The sequence below is a fragment of the bacterium genome, assembly GCA_022763185.1.
Classification (GTDB): domain Bacteria; phylum Bdellovibrionota_G; class JALEGL01; order JALEGL01; family JALEGL01; genus JALEGL01.
Genome location: JALEGL010000014.1, coordinates 53,585 through 72,353, shown reverse-complemented (window position 1 = coordinate 72,353; position 18,769 = coordinate 53,585). Strand labels below are relative to the sequence as shown.

The window sequence follows — 18,769 nt, the reverse complement described above, 5'->3', positions numbered from 1 at the left end:
ATGAAAATTGGTATATTAGAAACAAATTCTTCAGGTAATGGCTGGTTCTTAATTAAGGCACTGCAAAAGAATAATTTTGAAGCAGTGTTTATAACAACGGACATCAATAAGTATCACCATCTTGAACTTAATCCAGCGCTTTTAACTGAAACTTTAATTGTAGGAAATTCATATTCAGTTGATGAAGTAACAAAGCTTTGTAAAAATAATAATATTGATTGTTTAATTGCTCCCGGAGATTATCAATTAGAAGTATGTTCTCAAATCAACGCAAACCTTAAAGGCTATGGCCCTAAATACAATGCTATATGTAATTGTAAATACAAGGATAAAACACGAAAATTAACCAATAATTCAAAATCATCTGTTGATTATAAAAGCATTGATAAAAGTGAAGATGTAAACCATTGGAAAACATATCCGGCAATTATTAAACCTATCAATGGCAGTGGAAGCTGTGATGTTTATGTTGTAAGCAATCAAAACGAATTAAATAGAGTCTCTCCTTTATATTTTGATCAGAAAAAAAACAACTATGGGTATCAGTTTAAACGTGGCTGTCAAATTGAAGAATTTATAGAGGGCATTGAGTACTCTGCAGAGTGTTATTGGAATGAAGACCAGTGGGAAATACTTACTTATATTAAAAAATACACTTCAAAAGACTTACATATTAATGAAAACTGCGTTGAACTTTTGGATATTTGCAATGTTACTATTCCCAACCAAGAAGTAAATCGTTCAATTATATTGAACTGGTTAAATTCTGTTAACCTAGATTGTTCAGTTGCACACATTGAGTTTAAAATTGATAATGGTATTGCTAAACTCATAGAAATTAATCCAAGATTGCCTGGCGACAGGATTGTTGAACTTATATATGAAACATTAAACATAGATGTAGCAGATCTTTGGATTAATTCTTATTTATCTAATCCAATTAATATTAATCATAAAAAATTATCTAATAATATTAAAGCTATGGGTCAGATTATTCCAAAACATCTGGGCCACATTGAAAGCATCACATATTGCAAAGATAACTTTGAACTTATGAGAACTGTTAAACTTCCGATTGCTATTGAACAACTCACTGACAATGATTGTAGATTAGGTAGTTTTATCATTTTAGGTGACTCAACTAGAGCCATAAAAGACCAGTACTTTGATTTATTGGAAAGTATTAATATAGAATATGTCAATTCAAATTAATAGTAGTGCGATTCTTCATAATATAAGCACTTTATTTAAAGACAACAAAAACAATAAAATCGGACTTTTCTTAAAAGATAATGCATATAACCTTAACATACATAATATCGCCCTAATTGCTGAAGACATAAATAGCATGCTAGCTTATATTGCCTGCAATAAGCTTGAGGACCTAATTATTTTGAGGAATAATGGCTATCGCGGCGCTTGCGTATATTATGGCTGGGACTTAGATGTTAAATTACTTTCTCAATATAATATACTTCCAACTATAAAGTCAGTTGAAGAGTTAAACATCTTATTAGATATGGATTATTCTCAATCGGCAATTTTAGTTTTTGATAGTGGTCTTAAAAGAGAGGGTTTAGATTTACTCAATTCAGAAAGTTATTTAGCAAGACTTTATGAATCAAGAATAAATATTGTAAGTATATGGTCTCAGTATATCAATAGGCTTAACCCATATGCATCAGAAAACATTGCAACTCAGAAAGAACTTTTAGGAATTAAAAGTCGATATTTCCCAAAGGCATCAGTTTCTTTAGAAACTTCTTCAACATTTGAAAAAAATTATCAAAACAGAGTTGGAATTCCCAGAGTTGGTCAACTTATATTTGGACTTTGGAAAGATTCTATAAGGATTAAAAACTTAGGTCTTGTTTGTTCTATTTCAATTGAATTTGACATATATCAGTTAAAAAAAGTCTCTAAACATGATAAAATTGGATATTCCCCTAGAACAAAGTTAACCAGTGATGGATATATAGGAATATCAAACCTAGGTTTTGATAATTTTTTAAAACTTCCCAGTGATTTTATATTAGAAGTCCAATCTAACATTGGCAAAGCTAAACTAATTGGGCCTAACTTCATGTCTTTTGGATACATATTGTTTGATAAGATTACCAAGTACAAATCAAACTTAAAAAATATATGCTTTTATGAACCTTGTATTGAAGGCAATATCATATCAAAACTCGCTACTGAACTTAATACAAGTGAATTTGAATTAATCAGTAGAATAAATTGTAGCACTCAGTAAAAAAACAACAATTTTTTGAGATATGGAACATAAGTCAAAAAAATTAAACGTTGATCTTTTAAAGTCGTATAACCCAAAAAGAATAATCTTTGATATTGATGGAACAGTTTTAATAAATAGAAAAATATCAAAAAATATACTTGATGTATTTGAATATCTAAATACAAAAAATATCGAGTATGGTTTTCTATCAAATGACTCCTCAACTTTAGGAAAAGAAAAAGCATTTAATCTCAAAAATCTTGGAATTCAATGTGCAAACAATAGAGTTACAACTTCAGCAGACTTATTAAAAATTAAGCTAAAAAAAATTGATGCCAAAAACATTTTATATTTTGGAAAACCTGAAGCATCTATTTTATCAGATAAGCGTATATCTAACTATAAAATTTATTGGAATACTTTTGATAAATATGATGCTATTATACTTGGTGAGGATTCTACTATTCCTTTAGAAAACTATTCTAAGTTAATGAGTTATCTAATCATTAACTCTCATATTCCATTCTATATTGTTAACCCTGATTATTTATATTCTCCTCAACAAAATCAATACTCTTTATGTGCAGGCTCGATATTACAATGTTTCATTTCTTCTTTTAAAGATTTAAACAAAAAACTACATTACCAATTAATTGGAAAACCAAGCCTTGAAGGGTTTTGTTATGCTGCTCTAAAATACTTTAATACTCTAGACTACAACTCTATTCTTTATATTGGAGACTCTTTGCGATGTGATATCATCCCAGCAGAAACACTGGGCATGCAGACATTGTTGGTTAATACAGGCTTAGGAAAGTACATTTAATGTTGTATTTTTTGATACCCGCACCTTAAACTTTTTTATTTCTTCAAATACTTCATCGCCCAATGTGATATTAAAATGATCAATATCTAAAGTCATTGCAAATGCCTCTCTTTAAAAATAAAGCTTTCTAAACCCAAGGCGGGTTTTTATCGACAATCTTAGTAAAGATGGAGGTATCATGCGTTTGCTTAACTCTATACGCCTCTTCACCAGTGGCCAAATACAAATTTTTAAATCCTCGTTTAGCGATGCTCTTTGCCACTTCAGTACCCAGCTGCTTATTCTTTAAGTTCTGATCTATATAAATTGGCGTCTGAAGATCTATCTTTTTCACCTGTTCATCAAACAATGCTGGATCCGCAAAGGTTAAGATACGCTTATTGTCATCATCTGCTGCCATCTGCCATACATTCCGAATCATCTCATCATCATCAATCAATACTGCATCGTACTGCACCTTGTTCTGGCTTTTCTCAATGGTTAACGGCACTAAATCCGCAGATGTTTTTGGGATAAGTTTTATCCCAAGTTTTTTACAGCGCCCCTGAACAGTTTCTTCAGCATACCTGCTGGTGATCAGTATAGCTATATTCTCTAATTTATTCCTCTCAATAAGATCCAAACCCGTTTCTTCATAGCCCAAAAGCTCATAATCACACAAACACAACAAACCTTCTCTATCTTGCACCAGCTTTTCAAATGCCTCTGGACAGCGGGCGTGTTTCAAATCTATATTATGTTCTTTTATGTAAACATCTAAGCGCTTATCCCACACTTGATGGATAGACTCGTCATCATCCAAGATAACGATGCTTTTTATGCCTTGAAGGTTAATTCTGGGCACAAACCAATCCGGAGCTTCTGTTTTAGGCAAATAAAGTTGAATCTCTGTACCTTTTCCTTGTTCAGACTCTATAACAAACCTCCCGCCCCATTTCTCTACATTACTTTTAGCATGGTACAAGCCCAAGCCTGAGCCTGACTCTTTATGGCCTTCTTTACCAAAAGAAGCACCTCTTTCTCCCAACTTTGGCAAAACATCTTTTGGAATTCCTTTACCATTGTCTTTAACGCTGATTACAATCTCGTCACTATTCAAACATTTAGCAACTTGAACTACAACCTCACCAGTACCTTTAAATGCTTCCACACTGTTATTAATCAGATTAGATATGACTCTTTTTAAAACATGCTCATCCACTTTAGCAAACAAACCATAGGCTTTATCACTCTCTAATACAATATCCACATCTGCTTTGCTTCTTTGCTGATACCTTTTCTCTGACACTATCTCTTCTATAATAGGTAATAGTAAAACTGACTCTAATATCTCTTGTTCTGAACTTTCACCTTCATCTTGAGCATTCACATCACTCTTACTTACTAGATTATTGGCAATGTCTTGTATCCTCTGAATAGATGACCGCAACAATACCCGAGACCCCTCTTGTAAACCTGACAAATCCTTAGATACCACATTCAACGCCGTTAACGGTGAGCGTATGTCGTGGGCTACTTGTCGAGCTATACTTGTTTCAACTTTCAGCTTTTCTGTTTCTTTAGAAATTTCCTCATAATCTTTAACTTTTTCTAAATTATTTTGAATTTTAATTTTCAGACTCTCAACCTCTTTCATAGAAAAACTCATAGCTTTAATATTCTCAATGATTAATGAAAGATTTGGGTCTTCCATTGCTTTAGAAATATCATTAAACCTCTCTAAAGAACTTTTAATCAAGTTCCTTAAAAAAGAGGTGCTCAAAAACATAAATAAAACCAACCATGGGACTAGATGAATGTTTTTACTGAACAAACCTCTCCAGAAAGACAATGGTTGATATGAAAAGTTTAACCAACCCAAAGTTTTACCGTTATATATAAGAGGGTATTTATATGTTGATAAACTATTTTTAGATATATTTTTTAATTTAAAAAAGTAAATTTGGTCCTTTTTTGAATTTAAAAACTCACAAGTAGCTAAATCAAGTTCTACACATAAATTTCTTAAAGTTTGATTAACCAAAGCTAAATTATTTAAAAGATATGCTTCACTTATTTTATCTGACGAAAAATCATTAGAAATTTTGATTAACCTAATCTTTTCTAAATTATACTTTGAAATATTAAAATATGCATTAAAACCTAACGGAAATAAAAAAGCTAACACAAGAATAACAACGTAAGTAGTATTGACTTTTTTGAGGATACTATACTGCTTCATAAACTATCTTTATATAAAAAAAATGCAGGGCTCATAGTATGTACCTTTAATGGGTACTTATTACTATATACAATATTATTTTTTAAATTTGCTAAAGGTATAACTGGAATATCTTCCTCAATGTACTTCAATGATTTTTCATAATATACTCTCAAATCTTCACTATAAAAACTTTCAGGTGTTTTCCTTAAGTTTTTAGAAACTTCGTTATTACTGTAACCACCAAAATTCATCCTAGATTCTGGAAGAAACACTTGTTTCAACAAAAAAAGTGTAGATGGGTATGACATAATAACTGCCCGAATATACATATTAAAATCTTTATTCTTGTTCAAATGAGTATAAAAATCTCCGATCTTTCCTTGTCCATAGTTTTCTTGAACGTATTTAATTTCAAGCTCAGGCAACCCCAAGTCAACACATGCTTTCGATATTTTTTTTGCTGCATAAACCGCCATAGGATGGGCATTTCTTGGCAAAGATATCGTCAAATCCTCTTTTTTAGGTAATAAGTGCTTGGGGATTTTATTAATATACTCAAAAGCTTTTTTTTCATTATGAGTACTCCCTGAAGATTTATAACCTATCATACCAAAAGGAATAATATTTTTTGGTATCAATTCATCTTCAATTTTAACATTTTGCACTATTTCTTTTCTATTCAACATATAAAAAAGAGCTTGCCTAAAATCGGATGAAAATTTTTTATTTTTCAAATTAAACCCTACATAAAAACTTCCCAAGATTGGAAAGCTATAAGTTGTATAGTTTTTCTGCTTAGAAAAAAAGTCTATGTCTTTTCTATCTATATGAATAAGATCAAGCTTTCCATTTATCAAATCTTGTTTTGGATCATTAGATACTACAAAATGCAGCTCATCTATTTTTACACTATCTCGATAATCAGTAAATTTTTCTAAAATAATAGATTTATTTGTAAATTCTTTAAGTTTAAATGCCCCTGTACCAACCCATGCACCCTCTACTTTTTTATAATTATCAAAAATATCCTTTGGAAAAATTTTAATATTAGAGCTTGCTAAAAAATATAAAAAATCGTGATTCGCTTCTGTTAAAAGTATTCTTACTATATAATCTGATTCTTCTTTAACATCTTTGATTAGATCAAACATAATTGAAGACTCTAGATAAGAATTAATTTCTTTTAGTTTTTTTATACTATAAACAAAATCTTCAGCTTTCAATTTTTTGCCATTATGAAAAAACACATTCTTTTTCAAACTAATAATCAAATCTTTATAGTTATTTTCATAATTCCAATCATCTGCAAGCTGTGGTTTTAACTTACCTTCTCTCGAAAAAAAGAAAGGTCTCTCAAAAATTTGATTAGAAACTTCGCTCCAATCTTTTGCTTGAGTCTTTAAAGGTAAAATTTTTTCCAACTCTGTTTCAAAAATAACTTTTACAACTGTCTTATTATTTTCTTGAAAAACCTTAAATAAAACGACTAAAAAAATTCCAACAAAAAGGGAGGTATATATATTTTTTTTATTTATGCACATACCAAGTTTCTGAACCTAAAAACTCTGCTTCATGGTGTTTTAAAAAATATTGATGTGTTATTGAATCATAATTAGTTTGAGCATAAAAATCACCCTTGCATATTTGCATAATATTATAAATACATTTTTTCATAAATCCTTTTCTTTTTGCACTCTCTACAGTGGCCAATCCCCATAAATTATAACCACCTTCAAAGATATCTAATGCAGCACCCGAAACTGGAATATTATTTTTTTCTAGAACAAAGTATCTGGTTCCTTTTAAAAAAGAATTTTTTATAATCGGCCATAAAGGGCTTAAAAAGGGATCTTTTCTTGATCGTCCACTAGAGTTTATAAGCCAAAAATTTTCTAAATCTCTTTCATTTTTGCACTCTACAAATTTTTCATCTTTCTCTAATGAACATGCGCCATTATTCTTTTTAAATGAAAAATAAGCCAACCTAGAACCACTTAATTTAAAGTTTTCTTTAATATAGCTCGATTTTTCTAAATCATCGCTTACTTTAATATAAATTTCTCGCTTACTTAATTTCAATTTGTCTATAAAAAATACAGAGTCACTTTCAAAGTCTTTTTCATCATATTTTTCAGCTACATGAACTCTAATAAAAGTAAATTTTGGCCACTGAACTCCATCTTTCCAATAATAAATTGAAGAGCACTCGGAGGGTTTAATCTCACAAAAATGCCTTAAAAAAGAGTCTTCACTTTTATTTGCTAAATTCATTTTATTTCTCCAAGTGTATTTTTATTTAACGATACCCATATCAGCATTGACATCAGCAAAAACAAACCATCAAACAGAAAGACTCCTTTTGCACCAAGCGTTTTCATTAAAACAAACCCAATTCCAACTGAAACAATAGCGCAAACATTAATAGCTGTATCCAACAAGCCACTAAAATAGGGTATCAAATCTTTTTTAAGTAATTTTTGAGCATAGCCCATTGATATGGGCACGGCCAAACCATTACCGCAACCAATCAAAAACAAAGCCATGAAAACTAAATACTTAACCTCTATCCAAGGTAACATTATCAACATCGTACCGCTTAAACCTAGGCTAAATGTCATCATATGGATTGATTTAATCTTATCTTTTAAGATTAATAAACTAGCATTTGCACAAACAAAGCCTGCCCCCATAGTCATAAATAAATCACCCAACTGAACTGATGCAAATTTTTGGGAGATCACAACTATATATTCTAAATAGTTTATTCCTAAATAAAACACACAGTAAATTAACAAAATGCCCAAAGCTGTTTTATTGCTGATAATATTTTTCATACACACTATTAAGCTTTTTTTTTGTTTTTTTTCACCACTCTCTAACTTTGGAAAATCAATAAACATAATGGACACTGCCAATATCAAATACATAATTTGTGTAGTCGAAAAAATATCTCCATTATTTTTTGCAATAACATATACAAACATCATTGGAGCCAACAGTCTTGCAGATGTTCTACTGAGAGACACAATACTGTTCATATAGATGTACTCTCCTTTTTTTTCAGAGTAATAGGCTGTTAAGTAGTCAATCAAAGGCTCATAGATCAACGAAAAAATCACAAAACTTCCAAGCAATATTAGGCTTGCATAGGAATCCTGCGTGTATGTTTTTAGAAAAAAGATTATGACCATTTGAACAGCGATCAAACCAACTATAAATCCTTTTTTTGCATACTCTTTAACAATATGCCCACCTAAAATAGCAAAAAGGAATACGGGTGTATACTTTATCATACCAATGATTAGTAAATACGTAGGCTGATCAAATGGATCGGACTGCATCTCAGGTATTTTTGAAAACAACATCCATAAAATAAATGAATAGAAAAAATGTGGTAAAACATTAATTAGCATTTTTAAACCCCAACATTCCAAAAACTGTCTTACTACTCCCTGGCATTGAACAAACTTTACTCTGTTCAGACAAACGATACCTTAGTGCTACAGCATTTGCTTTTCCAGAAAAATAATACGGACTAACTACTGCTGGATATTCCTTTTCAGAGCTACCTTTTGTGTCGTAAAAGATAAAACTCTGACCCGACTGCACAAATTGAGCTATCCATACCCCATCATTAATTGCATTATTAATTAACTTTTCCCATTCAGCATCAGAACACTCATCACCAAAAAAGACATCTTTTCCTTGATAACTGCAATCTTTTTTAATCATAAATTTATTTTTGTCACTTATAATACTCTCTATTCTCAAACGAAACTTATCTAAACTTTTTGTTGCTACATTACCTAACCAAAAAGATGGTACTATATATTTTGACTGCATGTATTCTCTAAACAACGCTAGTAAAACTTTACTGTTTAAAATATCAATATTTCTATTATCACAAAACAACCTAAAACCTTTTTGTTTCGCTAGGTCTTCAAATTTAAAAATAAGATCATGACTTTCTTTATTGTCTAATATATCTTGCCTAGTAACCAAAAGACTTGGTTTTAGTTCATTATTTTTCAGTTGTTGATATAGCTTTTTGGTATCTGAAAACTCTATATTTAGCCCACGTTCCTTGAGTAAAGATACAAGCTCAATATTTTGTCTTTCATAACGCTCATGCTCACCAATATTTCTATGCAAAATAATTGGATTCTTTTGATCATTATAAGGCTTCCACATATGAAATAAGCCCTCAACAATTGAATTAAACTCTATATTCTCTGTAATTGAACTATAATATTGTCCCAATTTATCTATTGCCAATAGACCACCAATAGAGTTTCCTATATTGATTTCTATCATTTGAAAATATTCATTCCAAAAACCATCAGGCCTAGCAAAAATAGTATTTTTATTTGGAATTTCAATTGTATTGGAGTAGCTAATTTTCTCTAAAACTTTAACCTCTTCTTTAGTACAGATTTCCTCTCTATTGTTAAAAAAGTTAGCTAGATCCTTAACCAACTCACTAAAAAATTCAAAATCTTGTTTTTTTTTATATGGAAATATATTTGGATACTTAGAAATAATATGTCTAGGTATATTGCTATTTTTCTCGAATCTTTCTAAGAACTTCTCAGTATTATTCATTGTTATATTCCTTTATTACTTCAAAGACTTTTCCTAACATTTCAATCTCACTTTGTTTATGTTTTGATGTGATTGTAAATCGCATAGCTTCATCTCCTTTTCTTACAGCTGGATAAATGACCCCTTTCCCTATCAAACCAATATCAAAGACCTTATCAGAAAGCGCATTAAAGTTTCTTGACGAAATCTTGATGGAAATAATAGGCGATTCTTTTTCACTAAACGTTTCTAATCCAAGGTTTTTACATTTACCATGAAGCTTAGAAGAATACCTTTTAATTTTTTCTCTCTTATCTTTATAAACACTACTGTCAAACGAATCTAAATGTCTATTTGATATAACACAATGGAAATTAGATGGCGGCCCACTAAAAATTAAAAATGGCGCAGAATTATCTAAGCATTGAATTATATTCTTATTTGCTGCAACAAAGGCTACAGGATTTGAACAAGACTTAGAAAAACTGGCAACATATATAATTCTTGATAATTTTTTTACGTCTAGTTTTTCTAGAACACCTAAACCTGTTTTTCCAACGACACCAAAACCATGTGCATCGTCAATATACAAATAAGCATTATATTTTTCACAAAGATCAAGAATACCATTTATTTTTGCAAAGGATCCCTTCATTGAATAGATCCCATCTACAACAATCAATTTTGATGTACTGCTCTCAATTTTTTTTAGTTTACCCTCTAAAAAGTTAAGATCATTGTTTTTAAAGTAAAATAAATTTCTTCTAGCTTTATAGTTACTTTCAACACCTTTTTTTAAGGTAAAATGTGCATCCGCATCACAAAAAGTATTCTCAAACAATTCTTTTAGTGAATAAAAAATTGATCCATTAATCAAGCTAATGGATTGCCCTAAACGACATGATTCTAAACCTAACTTTTCTGCTATTTTTTTCTCTAACTGCCTAACTATATTACTTGCACCCGTAATCCTGCTCCAGCCATCTCTTAAACCATACAACTTTGTATGCTTAATATCCTCCTCTTGAATATCTTGCTCCAAACCAAGATAACCACAAGTTGAAAAATCAATAACCTTTTTTTGATTTACATATAATTCTCGACCATCCACTCTCTCTACATCATGTCCATAAAAACCACTTTGCCTAATAGTCTTTAACCCTTCATAATATAAGCTATATTTTTTCATTTCATGTTTAATGTGCCTTAAGCGTTTAAATTGTTTTATCTCTATTTATAAAACATATCTCTAAAGCAAACCTTGTGCCAACTATTTATTTAAATAATTCCAATTACTTATACAAAAAATTAATATAGATATTTAATTAACATATGTACAAATTTTGAACATTTGTACATATTATGGACACACTTATAAAGTATGAGGCTATTTTTTTATCTATAAAAAAAGCTCCTAAACGAATTGTTTAGGAGCTTTATGTTTGTAATTTAATGTGGGGCTGAAAACTATCTTTTATTGACCTTCAAAAACAACGCCTAGAACATCACCCGAGATTGTGTCTTGAACATGAATTTCCGTTGTTTTTAAGTCTTCTAGAGCAACATTAACTTTTGCTACTCCTTGTTCAACATTAACTGAAACTGTTTTACCATCAATAATGACCAATACTGAATCCGCGTCTGAAGCAACCTCAACCTGCATATCAATAACAATATTGGCGCAAGTCATTTCTTCTTGATACTTCACGTCACCAGACTCTTCAACCATCATAACTGAACTGTCGTACATAAACCTAGATGGCAATTCATCGCCAATTCCCTTCAAAGATGGCAATTCATCACCAATACCTCTCCTCTTATAAGATGGCAATTCATCGCCTATTCCTCTACTGGCGGCAAATCTAAACGGTAACTCATCTCCGATTCCCCTCAAGCGCGGCAACTCATCTCCTATACCTCTTCTTGCAGCATACCAACCAACACCTACATTGCTGTAATTATTGGCTAAGTCGTTACATTTTAAACTCTCATCGGCAGCTCTATATGCTTCAAAAGCACTTAAACCTAAGTTTACACTTTCATTATTACTGTCTAAGGTACTGTGTGCTCCACAAGCTGTTAAAAGTAGGGTGATTAGGGTTAAAGTAAGATATTGTACTGGGCGTTTTTTCATGGTTATGTCCTCTCACCCATATACTATTGCATGTGCTATGCCATTTTTTTAAATTTATAAGATATTGAAATTATTGTTTTTTATATTTTTTTATTAAAATCAATAAATAATTGTAAACTTTTTTTGCATCAAAACTGTGACATCTTTGCAACATCTTGCATATTTCACATAAACCTTGTATATCCCAAGCAATCAGCCTCGACACTATGACTCAATTACAAAAAGACGTATTCATTGGCCGACAAGACTTCATTCATGATTTTAAACTTACACTTGAACAAATAAAAGAAGATCAAGGACAAATTTTAAGCATTGAAGGACCGGTTGGCATTGGTTGCAGCACACTGCTCAAGCGCTATGAGCAGGCACTGCACAGTCAGCATTTGCACATAAAGTCTCAGCTCTCACCCGATACATCCGATGCTTTACAATGCTTTAGGGATTGGGCCCCTCAACTTTTAGAGCTTTGTAAATCAGAGAATATTGAACTTAACACGACTGAACACAATATTCTGCTTGCTCTAAATAAGCCTAAAATACACAGTAAGCTGCCTTATGAAGGCAATGAATTTGATCAAGCGGTGATTTATACTTTTAAACAAATCATAAAACGCTTCAATCATGATCATTTAATATTGATCATCGAAGATCTAAACTTTGCTCCCAACACCACGATTGAATATTTAGGCACTGTTTTTGAAAACTTTGAAAACAACCGTACTCTATTATTGTACACTCAAGTTGCACAGCACACACTTCCCTGGCAAAAAGATCTAAACTACAATGAACAAAAACTCCCTGCATTTACTCAAGAAGAAGTCTATCAGTTTTGCACTTTACATCTAAAAGCAGACTATATTGCATCATCGGTTATTAAAACCTTATACGACAGCTCTCAAGGCAACCCGCTTTATTTAGAAAAGTTGCTTGAACACGCATTAAAGCAAAAATACATTCAGTATTTTACTGACAACGACAAACGTTCCATTATTTTAAAAAAAGATATTGGCAGCATCCCAAAAGATCTTTCTCAATTGCTCTTGGCTCATTTTCATGGCTTACCAGAATTATCACAACAACTTTTGTTGCATTGTTCTATTTTTGGCTATGAGGACAACGCGGATCATTTAAAAGCCTATCTTGATCATTTCTTTAAGCAAGACGTTGACAACAGCCTCAATACTTTATTCAGTGAACATTTTTTAGATGTGACCAGCAACTTCCCGCAGTACAAGTATCGCTTCAACCATGCCTTATTATACAAAACCCTACTCAAACAACTAAGCCAAGAACAAAAAAAAGAGATTCATACCCATATTGCTGAATTTTTAGACATCTACAAAGATCAACTGGAGTTGGATGATTTAACCTATAAAATTGCCGGCCATGCTCAAAAAGGCGACAATACTTCTTTAAAAGTCCAGTACAGCTACCTAGCAGGTGTAAAAAGCTATCAAAACAACCAGTTTCAACTCAGTGTACAACATTTCAAACATCTGTCTGACCATACGCACAACCTATCTTTGGAACAACTTGAAACCTATATTATATATAAAACTAAGGCCTTAATTGCGACAGAATCCTTAGAACATGCCAATAACTTCATTGCAAAAGTGAGAAAAACAGTTAACTTTGATAAACCTATTTTTGATTATCTTGAAGCTGAGATTTCACATCATCAAAACCAATATCAAAGAGTTATTGATAAAACTCAAAACCTTGAAGTAGATGATGCATGGACACAAAAAGTTTTTCCAGACTTATTGCCCATGCGACTAAAGTCTTTATTAAATGATGGGAAGCAAAACGAAACCATTCATGAAGGCTTTATAACATTAAGATATTTATTAAGAAGAAATATAGACAAAGAGCTTTTAACAAATATATGGGGTAAAGTTCTTTTAGCAAATATTTACAGTAGGAAAACTTCTTGCAGTCCTTACTTAGTACGTCTGATCAATACATTTGATTACAATAAGTTTGCAATTAAGCCTCAGATAGAAATCAACACCAATATTGTGAGGTGGCTTCAGTCTGCTAAAATGAATTTAGAAGCTATTTATTATCTTTCAAAAAACATCCAACTTTGCGATAAACATTACTTGATCAACACAAAAAATCAGATGACTCTCTATAAAGGAGTAGCATACTCTATTTTAGGAGATTTTGAAAACGCTTTAAATCATTACAAATATGCGAGCGATTCTTTTTTAAAACTTAATAACTTACGCCAAAGTTACAATGCCTTTTTATTTTATGTAGACTGCCTTTTAGATCAAGGCGCTATAAACCTTGCAAAGAAAGAACTAAAAAAACTTACTCTTTTTAAAAAAATTAATAAAAGTAGTATGAATCTCGGTATAGAAAATGTTCTCCTAGGAATTTTTTATTTTTGCAAAAAAGACTATTCCACTGCATCTCAATATTTTTTAGACAGCGCTCACTATTATAAAAAAGCAAACCTTAATCGAGCAGTTTTTAACTTTAAATTAAGAGCACTCATTATGCAAACTCAATTTGAAAAAATAGATCAAGATCATATTAAAAAAAGCTATATGACAGCCTACAGAACCCTACAAAAAGATATATTTACAGTCAACTCTGTTATTCATTTACACTTAGCATATTATTCCGCAAAATCTAAAGGTATTGACGTAGTTCCACCAACAGAAGAAATTGATAGAAAAAATATTTCAGACGTTTATTTAAAGCAATGGTACTATATCACCAAAATCAATTATTTAAAAAGCCAAGACAACGTGAAAGAAACTAAAGAACTGATTGATGAATACCAGAGTATTCGTGATGAAATTTTGGTCAACGTACCTGATCAGTTCAAACAAGATTTCATCAATCACCCCATTTTTAAAGTCCCGAGCTTAAACTAGCTTTTGAAAACTTATATTTTATTAAAGATTTTATTATAGCGCTCTATAATCAAGTATTTTTTGGATGTTATTTGAACTAAAACAACCGTAATATAGTGAATAGTCATAACGCTTAAACACATATAACTTATTCCTACATAATTGTTAACAATTCTTTTAGGCGACCATCCCCAGACATATCTGAGTTTATTCATATCGCCGTTCTGATCATCGTGCCCATGTATGGCTGATCCCCAAGGAATACTTTTCACACCCTCATCTACTTGCTGCCAAAAATAAAAACTTTTAAAAAAAACATACACGCCTGCCAACAGCAACCAATAACGCAAAAAGGGCCAGTAACTGCCTTTTGGAAACCTGTAATGAAATGCCATAATTGCAAAAGTGCTAATGTAAAACTCACCTCCAACGCCACTATGCGTAAACACAAGGTCAAGCTGATCTTCAGATATCCATAATGTTAAATACAGCTGCAAAAAGATTGCTAGGCAACAACAAACCATAACAAAGTATGTTTTTTCACGATAAGTTTTATATAAAATAAACAAAGTTAAAAACAAAAAACACACAAAAACCAGCCATGATCGCTCTAATGATATACTGGTCCAAAGAATAAAAGGCGTTGCCGCTCTACCTCCAAACCAAGCAGCAGAAGCATGACCAAATTCATGCGCCCACATATGCATTGAATCAAAAACCATTGCAGGGAAAATAAAAAATTTAGCCACGGGGATAAAAACAAATGCAAATATTGGGAATAAAAGCTTCCAGCGTTCTTCTATAATCAGTTGAGACTTTTTAGATAGCTCATGGTACTCACGCTCAATTTTATCGTGATAAAGTCTTTTTCTTTCTCGTGCGTCAATATACTTCTCAAAAACAATGCCACATTGCTGACACTCCAGTGCTTGTTTAATATTATAGTGATTGCATTTTGGACAGTTCATAGTTTATAGCTTATTTCGACATCTTCTAGCTTACCAGAAATTATTATCGTGTGATTATAAAACAAAAATCACCCAAATGTAAAAACTTTCTTTTTGTTCTTTAGACAATTAAGGCATACAAAGATAAGAACGGAAAGGTATATGATCAGACCAATACCTAAAACTCATCCAATCACAACAATCTTTTTATATTGTATGTTAAAACTGTCCAACAGAAAAATGAAACGTACCAAGGTTTTCTCCCTCTCTTCTATCTAGAAGAACTCCATAATCAAAACGCATAGGTCCAAAAAAGGTATTCAATCTAATGCCTGCACCTGCAGCAGTTCTAATATTAAACAGATCAAATTCACTGTTGGTTAGGTAGGCATTCCCACCATCAGTAAACAATGCAATATCAAATGACTCTGAAATTGGAATCAATATTTCAAACAAGTAGTTAAACATACTGTTTCCACCAGGGGCTTGATTGGTTAAACTGTTAGAGCAGTTTTCTGGATCACCGTTTGTTACTCCTCCAATACAGTTAAACCTTGCCCCCCTAAAACTTGAACTACCTCCTATTCTAAAACGCTTTTCAATAGGAATGTTTTGTTCAACAGTATCACCATAAGTTTCAGAAAAGCCTAGTCTTACAGACAAAACTGTACGCAAACGCTTGTAAATAGGCCAATAGAAATTATTCTTTATATACAACTTCCAAAACTCTTGTTCAGATAAAAATGCCTTATCATACAATTCAAATTTAAATTGATGATAAGTTCCTCTTATTGGGTTTAGAAAGTCATCTCGTAAATCAACATCAGTTTCTAAAACCAGTGCTCCAAAACGTGCTGACTGTTCATCAATAGGATTTAAACTTGCTCCTTCTTCAACATTAAAGGGTTCTCTAAATTCCAAGATCCAATTAAATCTTGGTCTAAAACGCTGAAGGAAAGCATTTTCTATTCCGACTCTAAAAAGATTACGTTCTAAGTCAAACTGCTGATCATCTACCCTCTCATTTAAAAAACTAAGTGTTGCATTGGTTTTTCCATAAATAAAAGGCTCAACATAGGTTATACCCAAACGTCTTTCTATTGTTGTCCTATCATTAAATCTTCTATTAACTCGAGTTAACAAGTTTAGCTGACGCCCAGTCCCAGCAATATTGATATGCCTATACTCAACTCTAGCTCGAATTCCATCATCTGTTGAAAAGCCTGGACTTAGAATAACAGATCTTTTTTTTCTTTCTTTTAAACGAATGACAACATTTTGTAGTTGATTGATTGGTTTACTTTGAGTATCAATAAACACTGATTCAAAAAAACCTGACTGAAGCAAATTCCTGCGACTGGTTCTAATTTTATCAGGGTTGAAAATATCCCCTTCTTTGAAAACCAAGTTCTTCTTAATAATTCTTTTTTCAGTGGTTTGATTACCTTCTATTTTAACTTTTCCAATATATATTTTTTCACCTTCATTGATATTTAATATTATTTGATTGTCACCTTCAATAATGTCATTTATTTTTGGATACACAATCTCAACATTTTTATACCCACGTATTTGGTATTGATTCATCAGCATCTCCACCTGATTAGACAGTTTTAGTGGACTAATGGGTTCTTCAGCTTTAAAGTTCATCATTTCATCTAATTGACTATTGGTAAAAACCGAGTTGCCTTTATAGATGAATTTTTTAAACATAGATTGCTCACTCACATTAAATTGTGTGACTATACCTATAGATCTGCTTGACAAGTTATAATCATAATCAATGTCATCAATTTGAGTTCTTATAAAACCTTTGTTTTGGTAAAAAGAAATCATAGAATCAATACTTTGCTCAAACTCTTCTTTAACAAAGACACCTCTTCTTGATTGCTCTAAAGAGTAAGCTTTAAATACTTTTTGTAAATTAATAGCGCTTTCATTACCCAGCTCTTTAAATGTAATATCATGAATAAAAAATCGATCTCCACGAGTAATATCAAACAAAATATCCAGTTCATTTTCAGTTTCATGCTTATATACTTTTATGTTTGCAAAAGGATAGCCTAGAGATGTATAAAAGTTTTTAAGTGCGGGAACCGCTGTAAACTTTGACCATGTCTCACCAAAAACTTTTTCTGACTGCATTGAAAGCTGCTCTAATAAAACTGAAGATCTTTCAAAAACAAAAGTATTGCCTTTAAAATTTATACCAATCTTTTTTCCAACATCTAAATCTAAAACCAGCTCAGCCTTTTTTTTATCTGAACTAAAATCTAAACGTATGTTTTTAAAATCAAACTGCCTGTAACCAAAGGATCTGATTTTTAAATCATACTTTCTCAATTTATCTTTTATTTTAATTTCGTCACATAAAGTGCCGTTACGTACAGGCATCTTTTTTAATAGTTTTTTAGGTAGTCTCTGTTCACTGGTATAATTAAGCTGAATAGAGCTAATTTTACAAGATACGCCCTCAATAATAACAATTTCGAGGATATTATTTTTTTTCTGGGGGTAAGTTACAGTCTGAAAATCAACAGCTACATTCCAAAATGATCGCTCACGATAATAACTCTTTATCAGATCTACTATATTATTAATTTCATACTCAGAGTAATACTTTCCACCTATAAACTGCGATGCTACAAACAACTTTTTTCTAGATAAATTTTCATATCCCTCAAAATTAATCTTATTTAAAAAAACTTTTTGTTTAATTTTTAAAATATAATTATTTTCATTTTTTTCTATAACTAATTTTTCAACTGGAAATCTTTGATGTGAAATTTTGATAAACTCTGAAATTTCTTGTTGCGTAAAATTTTCACTGAAGTCACTTTTAACAAAACTTTCATAAACTTCTTTATCTTTTATATTAACTACTTTATCCCATTGCACTATTATTTTAGCAAAACCGCTTATTGGAAAAATCCATAGCAGCAACAATATAACCAAAAAAAAATATTTTATCTGAA

General features: G+C 31.4%; 13 protein-coding genes. 4 read left to right on the top strand and 9 right to left on the bottom strand.

From position 1 onward, the window contains the following. The 3 genes from MRY82_08085 to MRY82_08075 are packed head-to-tail and all read left to right on the top strand — an operon-like array spanning position 1 to position 3,062. Positions 1–1,212: an ATP-grasp domain-containing protein gene (locus MRY82_08085; protein ID MCI5072881.1), complete on the top strand. Its 1,212-nt coding sequence runs from the start codon at positions 1–3 to the stop codon at positions 1,210–1,212. Continuing rightward, positions 1,196–2,254, top strand: a complete 1,059-nt coding sequence (locus MRY82_08080) for an alanine racemase (GenBank protein ID MCI5072880.1) — start codon at positions 1,196–1,198, stop codon at positions 2,252–2,254. Before MRY82_08085 ends, MRY82_08080 begins: the two co-directional genes overlap by 17 nt. A 22-nt stretch (positions 2,255–2,276) precedes the next feature. Beyond that, a complete protein-coding gene (locus tag MRY82_08075) occupies positions 2,277–3,062 on the top strand; it encodes an HAD hydrolase-like protein (GenBank protein MCI5072879.1) in 786 nt (261 codons plus the stop codon). Between the two features lie 127 nt (positions 3,063–3,189). Here MRY82_08075 and MRY82_08070 read toward each other — a convergent pair whose 3' ends face one another. From MRY82_08070 to MRY82_08040, 7 genes are all read right to left on the bottom strand, one after another. Beyond that, complete coding sequence (locus MRY82_08070; GenBank protein ID MCI5072878.1) at positions 3,190–5,283, bottom strand: HAMP domain-containing histidine kinase; 2,094 nt, start codon at positions 5,281–5,283, stop codon at positions 3,190–3,192. After that, positions 5,280–6,806 carry an ABC transporter substrate-binding protein gene (locus MRY82_08065; protein MCI5072877.1) on the bottom strand — a complete coding sequence of 509 codons (1,527 nt, stop codon included), beginning with the start codon at positions 6,804–6,806 and terminating at the stop codon, positions 5,280–5,282. Before MRY82_08065 ends, MRY82_08070 begins: the two co-directional genes overlap by 4 nt. Next, entirely contained in the window at positions 6,793–7,536 is a 744-nt protein-coding gene (locus MRY82_08060) for a hypothetical protein (GenBank protein ID MCI5072876.1), read from the bottom strand. Before MRY82_08060 ends, MRY82_08065 begins: the two co-directional genes overlap by 14 nt. Next, positions 7,533–8,606 (bottom strand): MFS transporter, encoded by a 1,074-nt coding sequence (locus MRY82_08055; GenBank protein ID MCI5072875.1) that lies wholly within the window; start codon positions 8,604–8,606, stop codon positions 7,533–7,535. The genes MRY82_08060 and MRY82_08055 overlap by 4 nt, the downstream gene beginning before the upstream one ends. A gap of 61 nt (positions 8,607–8,667) precedes the next feature. After that, positions 8,668–9,867, bottom strand: a complete 1,200-nt coding sequence (locus MRY82_08050; GenBank protein MCI5072874.1) for a hypothetical protein — start codon at positions 9,865–9,867, stop codon at positions 8,668–8,670. Further along, complete coding sequence (locus MRY82_08045) at positions 9,860–11,035, bottom strand: pyridoxal phosphate-dependent aminotransferase family protein (protein ID MCI5072873.1); 1,176 nt, start codon at positions 11,033–11,035, stop codon at positions 9,860–9,862. The genes MRY82_08050 and MRY82_08045 overlap by 8 nt, the downstream gene beginning before the upstream one ends. A gap of 285 nt (positions 11,036–11,320) precedes the next feature. Further along, positions 11,321–11,980, bottom strand: coding sequence for a hypothetical protein (locus MRY82_08040; GenBank protein MCI5072872.1), 660 nt, complete (start codon positions 11,978–11,980; stop codon positions 11,321–11,323). A gap of 206 nt (positions 11,981–12,186) precedes the next feature. Here MRY82_08040 and MRY82_08035 point away from each other — a divergent pair, with 206 nt between their 5' ends. After that, entirely contained in the window at positions 12,187–14,868 is a 2,682-nt protein-coding gene (locus tag MRY82_08035) for a hypothetical protein (protein ID MCI5072871.1), read from the top strand. Between the two features lie 11 nt (positions 14,869–14,879). Here MRY82_08035 and MRY82_08030 read toward each other — a convergent pair whose 3' ends face one another. Together MRY82_08030 and MRY82_08025 are read right to left on the bottom strand one after the other, a co-directional pair. Further along, positions 14,880–15,815: a hypothetical protein gene (locus tag MRY82_08030; protein ID MCI5072870.1), complete on the bottom strand. Its 936-nt coding sequence runs from the start codon at positions 15,813–15,815 to the stop codon at positions 14,880–14,882. Between the two features lie 198 nt (positions 15,816–16,013). Next, positions 16,014–18,692 (bottom strand): BamA/TamA family outer membrane protein, encoded by a 2,679-nt coding sequence (locus tag MRY82_08025; GenBank protein MCI5072869.1) that lies wholly within the window; start codon positions 18,690–18,692, stop codon positions 16,014–16,016. Between the last annotated feature and the right edge of the window lie 77 nt (positions 18,693–18,769).

What these genes read in the sequence shown, in the direction of transcription:
- MRY82_08085 (MCI5072881.1), top strand. Translation starts at nt 1, where the DNA reads ATGAAAATTGGTATATTAGAAACAAATTCTTCAGGTAATGGCTGGTTC.
- MRY82_08080 (MCI5072880.1), top strand. Translation starts at nt 1,196, where the DNA reads ATGTCAATTCAAATTAATAGTAGTGCGATTCTTCATAATATAAGCACT.
- MRY82_08075 (MCI5072879.1), top strand. Translation starts at nt 2,277, where the DNA reads ATGGAACATAAGTCAAAAAAATTAAACGTTGATCTTTTAAAGTCGTAT.
- MRY82_08070 (MCI5072878.1), bottom strand. Translation starts at nt 5,283, where the DNA reads ATGAAGCAGTATAGTATCCTCAAAAAAGTCAATACTACTTACGTTGTT.
- MRY82_08065 (MCI5072877.1), bottom strand. Translation starts at nt 6,806, where the DNA reads ATGTGCATAAATAAAAAAAATATATATACCTCCCTTTTTGTTGGAATT.
- MRY82_08060 (MCI5072876.1), bottom strand. Translation starts at nt 7,536, where the DNA reads ATGAATTTAGCAAATAAAAGTGAAGACTCTTTTTTAAGGCATTTTTGT.
- MRY82_08055 (MCI5072875.1), bottom strand. Translation starts at nt 8,606, where the DNA reads ATGCAGTCCGATCCATTTGATCAGCCTACGTATTTACTAATCATTGGT.
- MRY82_08050 (MCI5072874.1), bottom strand. Translation starts at nt 9,867, where the DNA reads ATGAATAATACTGAGAAGTTCTTAGAAAGATTCGAGAAAAATAGCAAT.
- MRY82_08045 (MCI5072873.1), bottom strand. Translation starts at nt 11,035, where the DNA reads ATGAAAAAATATAGCTTATATTATGAAGGGTTAAAGACTATTAGGCAA.
- MRY82_08040 (MCI5072872.1), bottom strand. Translation starts at nt 11,980, where the DNA reads ATGAAAAAACGCCCAGTACAATATCTTACTTTAACCCTAATCACCCTA.
- MRY82_08035 (MCI5072871.1), top strand. Translation starts at nt 12,187, where the DNA reads ATGACTCAATTACAAAAAGACGTATTCATTGGCCGACAAGACTTCATT.
- MRY82_08030 (MCI5072870.1), bottom strand. Translation starts at nt 15,815, where the DNA reads ATGAACTGTCCAAAATGCAATCACTATAATATTAAACAAGCACTGGAG.